The 12,127-nt window shown below is 58.4% G+C and carries 15 protein-coding genes; 6 read left to right on the top strand and 9 right to left on the bottom strand.

What is annotated here, in order from left to right:
* Window positions 1-654: 654 nt before the first annotated feature.
* Complete coding sequence (locus FD02_RS08220; protein WP_056951633.1) at window positions 655-1,647, bottom strand: zinc-binding alcohol dehydrogenase family protein; 993 nt, start codon at window positions 1,645-1,647, stop codon at window positions 655-657.
* An 83-nt stretch (window positions 1,648-1,730) separates the two neighbouring features.
* Here FD02_RS08220 and FD02_RS08215 point away from each other — a divergent pair, with 83 nt between their 5' ends.
* Window positions 1,731-2,111: a hypothetical protein gene (locus tag FD02_RS08215; protein ID WP_054723366.1), complete on the top strand. Its 381-nt coding sequence runs from the start codon at window positions 1,731-1,733 to the stop codon at window positions 2,109-2,111.
* A gap of 32 nt (window positions 2,112-2,143) precedes the next feature.
* On the opposite strand, the gene FD02_RS08210 is transcribed toward FD02_RS08215, so the two are convergent.
* Both FD02_RS08210 and FD02_RS08205 read right to left on the bottom strand, forming a co-directional pair.
* Window positions 2,144-2,614, bottom strand: coding sequence for a hypothetical protein (locus FD02_RS08210; protein ID WP_054723365.1), 471 nt, complete (start codon window positions 2,612-2,614; stop codon window positions 2,144-2,146).
* On the bottom strand, window positions 2,611-3,744 hold the full coding sequence (locus tag FD02_RS08205; protein WP_056951631.1) for an AI-2E family transporter: 1,134 nt from the start codon (window positions 3,742-3,744) through the stop codon (window positions 2,611-2,613). The genes FD02_RS08210 and FD02_RS08205 overlap by 4 nt, the downstream gene beginning before the upstream one ends.
* A gap of 220 nt (window positions 3,745-3,964) precedes the next feature.
* On the opposite strand from FD02_RS08205, the gene FD02_RS08200 reads away from it, so the two are divergent.
* Both FD02_RS08200 and lexA read left to right on the top strand, forming a co-directional pair.
* Window positions 3,965-4,162 carry a hypothetical protein gene (locus FD02_RS08200; RefSeq protein WP_054723364.1) on the top strand — a complete coding sequence of 66 codons (198 nt, stop codon included), beginning with the start codon at window positions 3,965-3,967 and terminating at the stop codon, window positions 4,160-4,162.
* A gap of 101 nt (window positions 4,163-4,263) precedes the next feature.
* Window positions 4,264-4,890, top strand: coding sequence for a transcriptional repressor LexA (gene lexA / locus FD02_RS08195; protein ID WP_056951628.1), 627 nt, complete (start codon window positions 4,264-4,266; stop codon window positions 4,888-4,890).
* 42 nt (window positions 4,891-4,932) lie between these two features.
* On the opposite strand, the gene FD02_RS08190 is transcribed toward lexA, so the two are convergent.
* From FD02_RS08190 to FD02_RS08175, 4 genes are all read right to left on the bottom strand, one after another.
* Window positions 4,933-5,883 (bottom strand): AEC family transporter, encoded by a 951-nt coding sequence (locus tag FD02_RS08190; RefSeq protein ID WP_054723363.1) that lies wholly within the window; start codon window positions 5,881-5,883, stop codon window positions 4,933-4,935.
* Window positions 5,884-5,983: 100 nt separating this feature from the next.
* The gene (locus FD02_RS08185; protein WP_056951626.1) at window positions 5,984-6,520 is read right to left on the bottom strand and encodes a 5-formyltetrahydrofolate cyclo-ligase; all 537 of its coding nucleotides are present in this window, start codon (window positions 6,518-6,520) and stop codon (window positions 5,984-5,986) included.
* Entirely contained in the window at window positions 6,517-6,876 is a 360-nt protein-coding gene (locus tag FD02_RS08180; RefSeq protein ID WP_054723299.1) for a DUF488 domain-containing protein, read from the bottom strand. The genes FD02_RS08185 and FD02_RS08180 overlap by 4 nt, the downstream gene beginning before the upstream one ends.
* A gap of 23 nt (window positions 6,877-6,899) precedes the next feature.
* Window positions 6,900-8,261 (bottom strand): class II fumarate hydratase, encoded by a 1,362-nt coding sequence (locus tag FD02_RS08175; RefSeq protein ID WP_054723300.1) that lies wholly within the window; start codon window positions 8,259-8,261, stop codon window positions 6,900-6,902.
* Window positions 8,262-8,404: 143 nt separating this feature from the next.
* On the opposite strand from FD02_RS08175, the gene FD02_RS08170 reads away from it, so the two are divergent.
* The 3 genes from FD02_RS08170 to FD02_RS08160 are packed head-to-tail and all read left to right on the top strand — an operon-like array spanning window position 8,405 to window position 10,641.
* Entirely contained in the window at window positions 8,405-8,899 is a 495-nt protein-coding gene (locus FD02_RS08170) for a TetR/AcrR family transcriptional regulator (protein ID WP_054723301.1), read from the top strand.
* A gap of 9 nt (window positions 8,900-8,908) precedes the next feature.
* Window positions 8,909-9,961: an ABC transporter permease gene (locus tag FD02_RS08165; protein ID WP_056951623.1), complete on the top strand. Its 1,053-nt coding sequence runs from the start codon at window positions 8,909-8,911 to the stop codon at window positions 9,959-9,961.
* Window positions 9,962-9,963: 2 nt separating this feature from the next.
* On the top strand, window positions 9,964-10,641 hold the full coding sequence (locus FD02_RS08160; RefSeq protein WP_054723302.1) for an ABC transporter ATP-binding protein: 678 nt from the start codon (window positions 9,964-9,966) through the stop codon (window positions 10,639-10,641).
* A gap of 43 nt (window positions 10,642-10,684) precedes the next feature.
* Here the strand turns inward: FD02_RS08160 and FD02_RS08155 are convergent, their stop codons facing one another.
* Together FD02_RS08155 and FD02_RS08150 are read right to left on the bottom strand one after the other, a co-directional pair.
* Window positions 10,685-11,434, bottom strand: a complete 750-nt coding sequence (locus FD02_RS08155) for an ion channel (RefSeq protein ID WP_054723303.1) — start codon at window positions 11,432-11,434, stop codon at window positions 10,685-10,687.
* Window positions 11,435-11,545: 111 nt separating this feature from the next.
* Window positions 11,546-12,061 (bottom strand): thiol peroxidase, encoded by a 516-nt coding sequence (locus FD02_RS08150; RefSeq protein WP_054723304.1) that lies wholly within the window; start codon window positions 12,059-12,061, stop codon window positions 11,546-11,548.
* Window positions 12,062-12,127: the final 66 nt, after the last annotated feature.

Below are 12,127 nucleotides of genomic sequence, written 5' to 3'. Positions count from 1 at the left end.
TTCTCCTCACCATTCGCTCAGGGCTTGCCGTGCCTAGCGGATCCTTCGGTTGTTGAGTCACCATGCGTGCGAGATTCGCCGGCCGGTGATGCCGCACAGACTTGGGCAGTCAGCAATACTTCGTCTAGGCTGCGGGCCGCCAGCTTTAGTCGCCCAATGACCTGTGAATCTCCTGACCGTGCATTATCGGCGCAAGCCCGCGCAGCTCCAGATGAACAGGTTCGTGATTCGATGACTATTTTTGGACCAACTGCGCATCTCGCCACGCGGACATGAGTGAGAACATTGCGTTTCTCCTCACCATTCGCTCAGGGCTTGCCGTGCCTAGTGGATCCGTCGGTCATTGAATCACCAAGTGTGCGAGATTCTCGCACAGGCTGCGGGCCGCCAGCATCATTCGCCCATTGCTTTAGCTTCTCGCAGCAGTTTTGGGCCTACTTGCAAGACAAAACTGCCACTGGCAATTCGTAGACGTACGAGGGCCAGTGTTGCCCGCCCGGTTCATGACAAGGGAGCGCGGGACTTGGACGCAGAATCATGACCTGACGTTCAAGCGCAAGCTAAGGTAAACAAATAACCCGTACCGGCATTAATAATTGCTAGTGCGGGTTATTTGGCGTAGGCTGACGAACCGATTTGGCGGAAGCTACGCCGTCACTCGGCAAACTCACCGGTCAGCACGATTTTCCCCACGGTGTGGCCAGATTTAACGAGCTCACTGGCTCGGGCCAGGTTCTCGCTGGTGATGGCGGTAAATGTTTCGCTGACCCCGGGATCCAGTTGGCCGGCCGCCACCAAGGCCACCAGGCGAGCCAGAATTTCACCCTGACTCGCCATGGCTACCCCAAAATCAGACTTCGTAAACATATACTCCTGGGCGAAGCTCGCCGACTTGGGCTTGAGTGGCGCCAAGTCGAGGGGCTCACTCGGGGTCACAATCGATGCAATGTGACCCAGCGGCGCAATCAACGCACTGGCGGTTGCCAGATAGGCTTCCGGTGCGTACAAAATCGCCACGGCGTTCACGGCGGCGTGCCCGGACGCCGTCACTGCTGCCACCAAGTCTTGATGATAATCGAGTGGATAGGTGACGCCGTGCTGACGCAACCACGCGTGGTGCGTCGGACTCGCCGTGGCGAAGACGGTGATCCCCGCCCATTGAGCCAGTTGCGCGAGCGTGGTGCCGACGCCGCCAGCGCCGTTGATAATCAGCAGCGAGGTGCCAGGGTTGGCATTCGCTGCCGGCGTGAAGCCGAGTTTTTCAAATAATAATTCCCAGGCGGTGAGGCCGACCAGCGGCAAGGCGGCCAAGGTGGCGGTCGGCAAGTCGGCTGGGGCTAAGGCGGCGAGGTGCGCATCGACTAATTGGAATTGTTGATTGCTGCCGGGCCGTTTGGTCGTGCCGGCGTAAATGACGCGGTCGCCGGGGTAAAAATCGGTGACCGCGGCCCCGGTGCTGACCACCTTGCCCACGGCGTCGAAGCCCAAAACGGTGGGTTGCAGCAACCCGGCGCGTAACTTTAAGTCGATGGGATTGACCGCAATTCCGGCGACTGCCACCAATAGGTCGTGCGGTTCTGGGTTCGGCACGTCGCCGCGCGTGGTGGTGAAGCCGGCTGGGGTGGCGAAAAATTGTAAGTTTTCCATCAGGTGCCTCCTGTGATGCGATTAGTTATCGTCAAGTGTGCACTTTTTCGGTATAATGGTCAAAACTAGCAAAGGAGCCGGCCATGTCACACGTCAAGAAACCACAGTTACATTGGGGAATGCTGATTGTCCTGATTATTTCGTTTGCCATCTTTACTTGGTTTGGCTGGTTCGTGTTGCATCCAACCACCGTCGTGGCAATCATCAGCACCTTGAGCTTCGGGCTCGGCCTCACGTTAGGCATTTATTGGTTGGCGTATGCAGACGGCCGCGCCCGCACGCGCTTGAGCCGGTTCGGCATCGATTTAGGCATCGGCTGGCTGCTGATGGCGTTCATCTACTTGTACATGCTCGGCTTTGTCTTTGAACCGTTTTTCATCATGGCCGGTGCAGCCGTGGTGCTCGTCTTGGCCGCACTGTTCGCCTTACGCAAGCATCCGCAATACCAGCGCATTTCCCGCTAAAAAAGCTCGCAAATTTGCGAGCTTTTTTGATGCTATTGAACTTTTTGAATAGTAATCGTAATTGCTTCTGGGACGCGCGGCCGGAGAATGGTGAGTAATTCTTCGAGGCCGGCGCTGAAGGTCATACGCACGAAGCGGTGTGGCCCGAGGCTGAACACGGCGACAATCACGGAGCGACCGTTGGGCAGCGAGAGCGGGGTCAGGGTGACGCCGACGAGTTTCGTGTAGGGGATCACCCGGGAAAACATGCCGGTGGCGATGACCCGCGTCGGCGTTAAGCCGCTGGCGCCACCCATGATGGCCAGCGTCATAAAGGCGGCAACAAACACGATATACGGAAAATTTGTGATCCCGGTGGTGATGAACCAGAACCCGAAGATCGCCGCGAACAGGATCTGGAAGGTGCTGTAACCGGCACGGACATCGATTTGGCCGTGCCAGTAAATGAAGAAGGCGCCTAACCCGAGTAACCCGGCGTCGAGGGCAATTAAAAATGCGTTCATAACTTGGACTCCTTTGGCTCGTCGTAAAGTCCCGACACCTGCCGGTACCAGGCAAACAGCCGCGTCACGATAATTTTAATGACGGCGAATCCCGGAATGCCGAGAATCACGCCGACCAACCCAAACAGGTTGCCTGCGGTTAATAATACCACCACAATCGTGATGGGGTGTAATTCGAGCTTGCTGCCCATGACTAGCGGCGAAATGACCTGGGTCTCCAGCAGCCATTCGATGAAGAAGACGATGATCACGCCGATCAACATTTTCGGGCTGGTCATCGCGCCCATCACGAGGCTTGGCACCATCGCCAAGGCCGAACCAAAGTAGGGAATCAGGTTCAGCGGGGTGGCAATTAAGCCGAGAATCAAGGCGTACTTCAAGCCAATGATGCTGTAGCCAGTCATGAACATGATGCCGACCGCAATGGCCACCGTGATTTGGCCTTGCACATAGGAGCCAACCTTGTCGTTCATCTCGGTGAGCATTTCGCGCAAGTCTTGGCGCATGCGCACCGGAAACAGGTTGACGAAGAGTTGCGGGAACCGGGCGCCGTCCTTCAGCATGAAGAACAGGATGATCGGGGCGGTGGCGATGGTGATCACGACGTTGCCGACGATGCCGACCAGATTTTGCAGCTGGCTCACCGTGCCCGTCAGCAGCGAGCCTTTTTTCCCGGCGACCAGGCTGACGAGTTCGTTGCCGAGTTTATTCAAGTCGGCTTGCGAAATCAGCGTCTGGTGTTCATTCAAGCGCATCAGCCAGTTCGTGAATTGGCGCCAAATCGTCGGCCAGCCGGTGACGATGCTGGTGACCTGTGCTTCCACCGCCGGGACGAACCGCGCGATGCCGAAAATCAGTAGCGCCAGCAACCCGAGCAGTAACCCAATTGTGGCGGCCAGGCGCGGGACGTGGTGACGTTCCAGCCAATTGACGATGGGCACCAATAAGTAATAAAGGATGCCGGCGAAAATAAACGGCGGCGCCACGATGCCGAGAAAGGCCCACACCGGCTGGAAGACCCAGGCGATTTTGGTGAAGACAAAAATGGCCAGCAGGACCAACAACAAATCAAACATGATCACCGCAAAGTGGTTATCTAAAAAACGGCGATAAAACCAATTTTGTTTCATGGGCCAGCTCCTTTCGCGTTTACCTTCATGATACCGAATTCACGGCGGGCAAGCGACCTTTAGTCCCTAGAAATGTAAAGATGCGACTTTAGGCTGACGGGCATATCGCGGCGAAGCCCGGCAGCACGGCCTCATTTGTAAAAGTTATGTAAAAGTGGCCTTTACAAACGCGCGAAATTCTGTATACTTAAGCACAGATATTTGCAAAGGAGGCCAGCACATGCGAGAAACGAAAGTGATGCAGTGGGCACTGCGCGTCATGGTCATCGTGACCGCCGGGTTGCTGGTGACGAATTTTGCCGCAATCGGCATCGGCTTGATGGCCGTCGACGTGGTGCTCGGCGTGATTTACGAAATGCGCAAGACGGCGTGCGATCGCCGGCAGATGCACCATATCCCAGTCACACATCGCCTGTAACGGCGATGTGTTTTTATTTTGCCCGACGCGCACCAAATTATTTTGCAAACATGCGTTCGGCTTGGTACAATAAAGCTAAACTTAGTAGAGGCGGTGTGAAAATGGCAATGCAAGCGAACCAAGAACGGTGGCGCCAGATTTTGCAAACCATTTATGATCACATTTCAGACCGAGGCTTTCCGCCTACGGTCCGCGAAATTGGCAAAGCAGTGGGCTTATCGAGTTCAAGCACCGTGGCGGCGTATCTGGATCGGCTGCAGTCGGAAGGCCTGATCGCCAAGGACCCCGCCAAGCCGCGGACGCTGGAGATCACGCCAGCGGGTCGCGACTTCATCGGCGTGGGTCAAGGCGGCATTCCGATTGTCGGCACGGTCGCAGCCGGCGTTCCGATTACCGCGATTGAGAATATTGACGATTACTTCCCGTTGCCCGACGACGTGCCGTATAAAACCGACGAGCTCTTTATGTTGCGCGTGCAAGGGAATTCGATGATTAAGATTGGCATCTTGAATGGGGACGAGATCATCGTCCACAAGCAGTCAGATGCTGAAAATGGCGCGGTCGTGGTGGCGATGACCGAAGACGATGAAGCCACCGTCAAGCGCTTCTACCGGGAACAAAACGGGGTGCGCCTGCATCCCGAAAACGACGATATGGCGGATATGTATTTTGATAGTGTCGTCATCCTCGGCGAGGTCGTGTCTTTGTACCGGCCGTCGCTGGCCTAACGCAAAAGCGTCGGTGAACAAGTCATTGTTCACCGGCGCTTTTTAGTGCAAGCCTTGGCCGATCACCATGATGATCGGGATGACAATCATGCTGAACAACGTGGTGGCGGCGACGGTAATCGCGGCGTTACCAGCGTCGGCCCCATATAGCTTGGCGACCACCGGCGCGTTGGTCATGACCGGCATCGCCGACTGCAGGAAGAAGACCTGCTTCATGATGGCCGGTACCGGCGCGGCGAAGACCAAGAGCCACATCACAATCGGGCCAAATAAGAAGCGGCCGCTGAAGATTCCAAGCATTTCGCGATCGACGTGCAGGTGCGCCAGGCCCGCCTGGTGCATGGCGATGCCGATGAAAAACATCGACCCGGGAATCGTCAGGTCGCCGACATAGGTTAGGTCGCTGAGCAGGAAGTTCGGCAACTTAATGCGCAATAAGACGAGAATGACCCCGACGATGAAACCGAGCAGCGGCGGCGAGAAGATTTTTCCTAACGTTTGCCGCAGGTTAAACTTCGCCGCGCGTGGGCCGTCGTTTTGAATCAGGTAGACGCCGATGGTCCAGAAAACCGTCGTGTTGGCCATGTAATACACCAAGACATACGGCAGGCTCTTGGGGCCGAACAAGGCCATGTTCACCGGCAGGCCGATGAACACCGTATTGGAGTTGAAAAACATCGACTTGAACAAGCCACGCCGGCCCTTGGGCACTTGTAAGGCCGCGCACATGGCAAACGAAATGGCGAACAGAATCACCATCAACAGCAAGGGAAAGCGCAGGTCCGGCAAGAGCGTCAACAGCTGCTTGGCGGTGAACTTTTCGCCGATGGTGACAATCATGTAGGCGGGCAAGGCGACTTGCGTGACCACCTTGGCGATGATTTTGCTGGAGCGGTCGGTAAACCAGCCGCGGGCGGTGAGCCAATAGCCAATGGCAATGAGAATCAAGATTTCGGTGACGCCGGCGACACTAGAGGTAAACGCAGTGAACAAAAGTAGGCTTCTTTCTAACAGAAAACCTGCCGCCTCAGCAGCAGGTTCACATCATTTATGGTTAGTGTAGCGCAAGTTTGGGCTTGGCTCCAAGCAATTTTCAGAAAATCAGCTGGCCAATCAGCATATCGTGCTTGAACACGGGCCACTGCGCCGTGGCAAAAGTCATCACCGGCGGCACCAAGGCCACGGTGGGGCCGGGGTAGTGAGCCAAGAAGCGGTCGTAATACCCGCCGCCAAACCCGACGCGGGCGCCGGTATCTTGGGCAAAGGCCAGCCCGGGCACGATGATGAGATCCGGCACTGGCACCACGGCACTAGCCACATATGGCGGCTCCGGAATCCCGAAGGCGCTGATTTCGCGGTGTGTGGGGCCCGGGTCGGGGAGAAACGCCAGCCGATGCTCAGGCATGGTGCGCGGCAACAGCACTGTTTTCCCGGCGGCGTGAGCGGCGGCCATCAGCGCCGCCGTTGGCACCTCGCCGGGGCCGCTGACGGTTGTGGCCACGGTGTGCGCGGCTTGCCAAACTGCGGTGGCTTGCAAGCGGGCAATTAACGCCGGGGCCGCCGCGGTAGTGGCGGCTGCGGCAGCTTTCACACGGCTGAGCTGGGCGCGGCGGAAGGCGGCTTTTGTCATGCGTTCACCTTAGCAGCCAAATACGGCGCGAGAATCACGGCGTTGTTGTGGGTTTCATCTTTGGCGCCATACAGCACCAAGACGCGTGCCGGAGCCGCCTGGCGGAGCTCGGTGACGACCGTCGCCACCGCCGGATTGGCGTCAAGTTCAGCCAAGTAGCGCTGCTGAAACTCGGTAAACTTTGCCGGATCATGGCCGAACCATTTGCGTAATTCGGTGGTTGGCGCCAGCGCCTTGGCCCAGTCATCTAACGCGGCGTGTTCCTTGCTGATGCCGCGCGGCCACACGCGGTCGACCAACAGGCGATAGCCGCTTGGGGCGTCATGCGCATAAATACGAACAGGCAGAAATTCCATGAGATCACCTCCAAGTGATAGGCCTATTGTAAGGCTTGCGGGTTGGTCATGGCTAGCGGATCGACCCACTTGGCGAAGTCGGCGGCACTGACCCACCCAGACGCTAACGCCGTTTCTTTCAGGCTGGCGCCGCTGGCCTGGGCTTGTTGCGCCAGCTGCGCGGCTTTTTCGTAGCCGATGTGTGGCGCTAGCGCCGTCACCAGCATCAACGAATTGGCGACGACAGCTTGCATGTGGTCAACGTTGGCGGTGAAGCCGGCGACCAACAGCTGCGTGAATTGCGTGATGCCGCTGGCGAGTAGCGTACACGAGTCGAGAAAGGCGCTGATGATGATGGGCTTGTAGACATTGAGCTCGAAGTTGCCTTGGCTGTTTGCAAACCCGATGGTGGCATCGTTGCCGATGACGCGCGCGCCAATCATGGTGAGGGCCTCGGCTTGCGTGGGATTCACCTTGCCCGGCATGATCGAGCTGCCGGGTTCGTTCGCGGGAATCGTCAGCTCGCCATAGCCGCCCCGCGGTCCGCTGGCCAAAAAGCGCAGGTCGTTGGCGATTTTAATTAAGTCCGTGGCCAAGGTGCGCACGGCGCCGTGCACCGTGGTGAGCTCGCTGTGCGCGGTGAGGCCGTGGAACTTGTTGGGCATTTCGACATATGGGGTGCCAGTGATGGCGGCGATGTTGGCGATGATGGTCGCCGTGCGGGCCGGCGTGGTGTTCAAGCCGGTGCCCACGGCCGTGCCGCCCAGCGGTAACGCCAACAATTGTGACTGCAAACTGGTGAGGGTGGCGGCGTCACCGGCCAGCGTGGCCTGCCAGCCACTGATTTCTTGGCCAAGCGTGAGCGGGGTGGCGTCTTGCAGATGGGTCCGCCCCAGCTTCACCACCTGCGCGTAGTCGGCAGCTTTTTGGGCCAGCGTGGCGGTGAGCCGGGTGACCGCCGTGATCAGCGCGGAGACGGCGGGGTAGGCGGCGAGGTTCATCGCGGTGGGGAAGTCGTCGTTGGAGCTCTGGCCGGCGTTGACGTCGTCGTTGGGGTGCACCGCCACGCCCGCCAGTTGACTGGCGCGGTGGGCGATGACCTCGTTGACGTTCATGTTGGTTTGCGTGCCGGACCCGGTTTGGTACACGTGCAAGGGAAAATGCTGGGCCAGCTCGGCGTCGGGACTCTCGAGTAAGGCCTGCGCCGCCGCCACGATGGCGTCGCGCTTGGGCGCAGCCGGGGCGGCTTGGGCAGCGGCAAGCTTAATGGTAATTAAGCCACGCACTACCGCCAGCGGCATCCGCGGGCCAACCGGAAAATGGTGGCGGGAGCGTTCGGTTTGGGCGCCCCAGTCCACGTCATCGGGGACCGAAACTGCCCCGAGTGCATCATGTTCAGTATGCATACAGCACCTCCTGCTGCATTCAGTTTAGCCGATTTTCAGAAAAAAGTGAACGCAAAATGTTGACACGGTGTCACCCTGGCGGTATGCTAACCGCATGCTTAATTTTGGTGACACCGTGTCACCCACCTGAAGGAGATCTCATCATGGTCCTGCCGACATTTGAACACTTACCCGAAGCCAAGCAGGCGCGGGTGACGGCCGCGTTATTGGCCGAGTTTAGCCACTACCCCTTGGCCCAGGCGCAAGTCGCCCGCATCGTCACGGCCGCCGACATCGCGCGCGGCGCGTTTTATAAGTATTTTCAAGACCTGACCGATGCGTATCAATACGTGTTTCAGCAGGCCATGCGCGAGATCCACAGCCAGTTGCCGCAGCGCCCCACCCCCCACAACACCGCGGTGTACATCGATGCGATTCGGCAATTTGTCGGCGCCGCCGATGCTTGCGGCTACCAGGCGCTGATTGTGATGCACTACCGCTATAACGAAGGGTTCCTCGGCGTGCAGCCGTCGCGCATCGCGGCGCCGAAGACCTGGGCGTTCACGACGCTGTATCACCAAACCTTGCGGGACGTGTTGTTGGCGCCGGACACCTTGGACGCGCGCCTCGCGCAGCTTGAAGCCGCCTTAGCGGAGTAGGAGGGCACCATGTTTTTAGCCTTAAAAGAAATTAAGAAAGAAAAATTACGCTCGGGGTTAATCATCGCCATGATTGCCTTGATTGGCTACCTGATTTTTATTCTGACCGGGTTGGCCCTCGGGCTCGCCCATGAAAACACCGACGCCATTAACTCCTGGCACGTGCAGCGCATCACGTTGAACGCGACGGCAAATACGGACATGCGGCAATCCACGCTGACCAGCGCCCAAATCGCGGACTTAACCAGCAAAGAGGCCGCGCTGAATGAGGTGTCGGTGGTGGCCAAGGCCAGCGGGAAGAAGCAGCAGTCCGCCGTCTTCATCGGCATCCGCAAAGGGGAGTTTATCTACCAGAACCTCAAGCTCACCAGCGGCCGGCGTGCGCAGGCGGCCCACGAGGTGGTGGCCGATATGGCGTTTCAGCAGGGCGGCTACAAGCTGGGCAGCACCGTGAAGCTCGGCAGTGCCAAGCAGGCCTACACCATCGTCGGCTTCACCGACCACGCCAAGTTAAACATCGCGCCGGTGCTGTACGGCCAGTTCGCCACCGCCCAACAGATTCGCGGCGCGGTGGGCACGGTGGCCAGCGCCGTGGTGTCTAAGCGCGCCGGCTACACCAACCCGGCTAGCGGTACCAAGACCTACGACACCCAGCAAGTGATCGAGAAATTGCCGGGATACTCCGCGCAAAACCTGACGTTTGGCATGATGATCGGCTTTTTGATGGTGATTTCACTGGTGATCATCGCCGTGTTCTTGTATATTCTCACCATGCAAAAGCTGCCGAATTACGCCGTGTTGCGCGCACAAGGCATTCCCAGCGGCGTCTTGGTGCGCGCCACCATTGGCCAATCGTTGTTGCTAGTGGTGGCCGGGTTGGTGATTGCGGCGCTCTTCACCATCGGTACTGCCGCCATTTTACCTGCCGCCGTGCCGATGGCGTTTGACCTGCCGCTGCTGACCGCCGTGGCGGCCGGGCTGCTGGTGATGGCGTTGTTAGGTAGTTTGATTCCGGTGCGGGCCGTCTTACACGTCGATCCCGTTTCAGTCATAGGAGGTTAACCATGAGTGCATTTGAAATTGAACACGTCAATCAGGTGTTTGGCACGGGCACCGCGCGCGTCCAGGTGCTTCACGATGTCAACTTCGCGGCCGAACCCGGCACGTTGAGCCTGATCATGGGTCCCTCTGGTTCCGGCAAAAGCACGTTCTTGACGATTGCCGGCGGCTTGTTGACGCCAACCAGCGGCACCGTGACCGTCGGGGGCAAAAGTTACGCGCAGCGCACCGCCAAGCAACGTGATGCCTTGCGCCTCGACGCCATCGGGTTTGTCTTGCAGGCGTACCATTTGTTGCCGTATCTAACGGTGGCCGATCAGTTTAAGCTGGTCGACCGGGTCAAGCGCGGCGGCAACCTGCCGCCGGAGACCTTGCATGAGGTCCTGACGCAACTGGGCATCGCGGACTTGCTGGACAAGTATCCGGCGGAATTATCCGGCGGCCAACAACAACGCGTGGCCATTGCCCGTGCGTTGTACCCGGACCCGACGATCATCCTCGCCGACGAACCCACCGCGGCGTTAGACAGCGACCGGGTCAAAATCGTCGGCCAGCTGTTCAAGGACTTGGCCACGACGCATGACAAAGCCGTGGTGATTGTCACCCATGACGCGCGCCTCACCGCCTTTGCCGATGAGCTGTACCGCATGGAAGACGGCGTGCTGACCAAGCAAAGTGCTTAACACAAAATACCGGCACTCGCAATTTGCGGGTGCCGGTATTTTGCTAGTGAAGCAATTTATTTTTCTGTTGGGTGAGCTCTTGCTTACTGATCACACCGGCTTGGCGCAGCTGCTCGTACTTGAGCAGTTCGTCGGCGGGGGTGGTGACCGTCGGCGGCGTGGCGGTGAAGTAGGCCGTGATGGAACTGGTCAACGTACCAATCAACCCAATCCCAGTGAACATCAAGACGACGGCGACGGTGCGGCCCAGCAAGGTGTGCGGGGCGATGTCGCCGTAGCCCACGGTGGTCGCCGTGACGATGGCCCACCACAAGCCGTTAGCAAAATCGGTGTGCTCGGCATAGGCATAAATGGCCGACGCGATGAGAATCAACGTGGCCGACAGCCCCAAGTAATAAATTAACCCGCCGCCACGCAAAAAGCGCATCAAGCGACCGCGAAACTTTGCCGTGGCGTGGTGCCACCGCGCGTGTAGCCGGCGCTGCTGGGCGCGCACGTCACGCCAGATGCCGCGGACGTGCTCGGGGGAAATCACGCTATCGGTTGGCACCAGCGCCGATAAGCGGAAGGTGTTGGTTGCCAGCATCCGCGCCTTGCCATGCGCCATGATCAGGCGCATCAGGTAGTCGGCGGCGAACACCACCAGGAGAATGGAAACCATCAGTCGGCCGACTAATGTGTTGAGGCTAATCAGGTTCAGCCAATCGAGGCCGACCGTCACGATGGCCAGCACCGAGACGATAGTTAACACTAGGTTGTAATACCGGAAAAACCGTTCTAGTTTCGGGTTCATTGCCCACACCTCACCATTGCTGCCTTTAATTTAGTCCAATTGGGCCCAGCAGCGGCAGTTTTGCCGGTGCCTTAACGAAAAAGAAAAAAGGCCGCGCAGGCGGCCAATTCGTTAGTCCTCGTCGACGCCGTGTGGTTGGTGGGCCTCAAGGTAGGCCAAGGCACTGGCGTAATCCGGTTCATCGGTTTGCTCGAGAATCAATTCGCGGTAAACGATTTTGCCGGTCGGCGACAGGATCCAGACGCTACGGGCGTCGGTGTTGTTATCGGCGACAAACAAGCCCATGGCCGTGCCGAACTGACCGTCGGGGTCGGCGAGCAACTGCATGTGGGTCACGCCTTCTGCGGCGCACCAGTCTTGTTGCTGGGCAATCGTGTTGGTCGAAATGGTATAGAAGTTGATGCCTTGGAATTGATCCATGGCTTGGTTAAACGTCTTGGTGGACAGGCTGCACACCCGGGTGTTGATGTCTGGGACCACGCTGATGAGCGTGAGTTTGCCAGTCATTTGCGCCGGCGTCAGTTGGCTGCCAGAGGCGGTCAAAACGGTGAAGTCCGGCAGGGAATGCTCGAGCTTTGGCGGCTCGCCATTCGTGTGCAAAACCGTGCCGTGTCGTGTGATTTCCATCTGAAAGACCTCCCTTTCGCGTGTAGGTTTAGTTTACCACATCGCCGCGTGCCAAGCTTGAGTCCG

Source organism: Lacticaseibacillus nasuensis JCM 17158 (assembly GCF_001434705.1).
GTDB classification, from domain to species: domain Bacteria; phylum Bacillota; class Bacilli; order Lactobacillales; family Lactobacillaceae; genus Lacticaseibacillus; species Lacticaseibacillus nasuensis.
Note: the sequence above shows the minus strand (reverse complement) of the source record. Positions and strands in the feature narration are given on the sequence as shown.

What these genes read in the sequence shown, in the direction of transcription:
- FD02_RS08220 (WP_056951633.1), bottom strand. Translation starts at nt 1,647, where the DNA reads ATGGAAAACTTACAATTTTTCGCCACCCCAGCCGGCTTCACCACCACG.
- FD02_RS08215 (WP_054723366.1), top strand. Translation starts at nt 1,731, where the DNA reads ATGTCACACGTCAAGAAACCACAGTTACATTGGGGAATGCTGATTGTC.
- FD02_RS08210 (WP_054723365.1), bottom strand. Translation starts at nt 2,614, where the DNA reads ATGAACGCATTTTTAATTGCCCTCGACGCCGGGTTACTCGGGTTAGGC.
- FD02_RS08205 (WP_056951631.1), bottom strand. Translation starts at nt 3,744, where the DNA reads ATGAAACAAAATTGGTTTTATCGCCGTTTTTTAGATAACCACTTTGCG.
- FD02_RS08200 (WP_054723364.1), top strand. Translation starts at nt 3,965, where the DNA reads ATGCGAGAAACGAAAGTGATGCAGTGGGCACTGCGCGTCATGGTCATC.
- lexA (WP_056951628.1), top strand. Translation starts at nt 4,264, where the DNA reads ATGGCAATGCAAGCGAACCAAGAACGGTGGCGCCAGATTTTGCAAACC.
- FD02_RS08185 (WP_056951626.1), bottom strand. Translation starts at nt 6,520, where the DNA reads ATGACAAAAGCCGCCTTCCGCCGCGCCCAGCTCAGCCGTGTGAAAGCT.
- FD02_RS08180 (WP_054723299.1), bottom strand. Translation starts at nt 6,876, where the DNA reads ATGGAATTTCTGCCTGTTCGTATTTATGCGCATGACGCCCCAAGCGGC.
- FD02_RS08175 (WP_054723300.1), bottom strand. Translation starts at nt 8,261, where the DNA reads ATGCATACTGAACATGATGCACTCGGGGCAGTTTCGGTCCCCGATGAC.
- FD02_RS08170 (WP_054723301.1), top strand. Translation starts at nt 8,405, where the DNA reads ATGGTCCTGCCGACATTTGAACACTTACCCGAAGCCAAGCAGGCGCGG.
- FD02_RS08165 (WP_056951623.1), top strand. Translation starts at nt 8,909, where the DNA reads ATGTTTTTAGCCTTAAAAGAAATTAAGAAAGAAAAATTACGCTCGGGG.
- FD02_RS08160 (WP_054723302.1), top strand. Translation starts at nt 9,964, where the DNA reads ATGAGTGCATTTGAAATTGAACACGTCAATCAGGTGTTTGGCACGGGC.
- FD02_RS08155 (WP_054723303.1), bottom strand. Translation starts at nt 11,434, where the DNA reads ATGAACCCGAAACTAGAACGGTTTTTCCGGTATTACAACCTAGTGTTA.
- FD02_RS08150 (WP_054723304.1), bottom strand. Translation starts at nt 12,061, where the DNA reads ATGGAAATCACACGACACGGCACGGTTTTGCACACGAATGGCGAGCCG.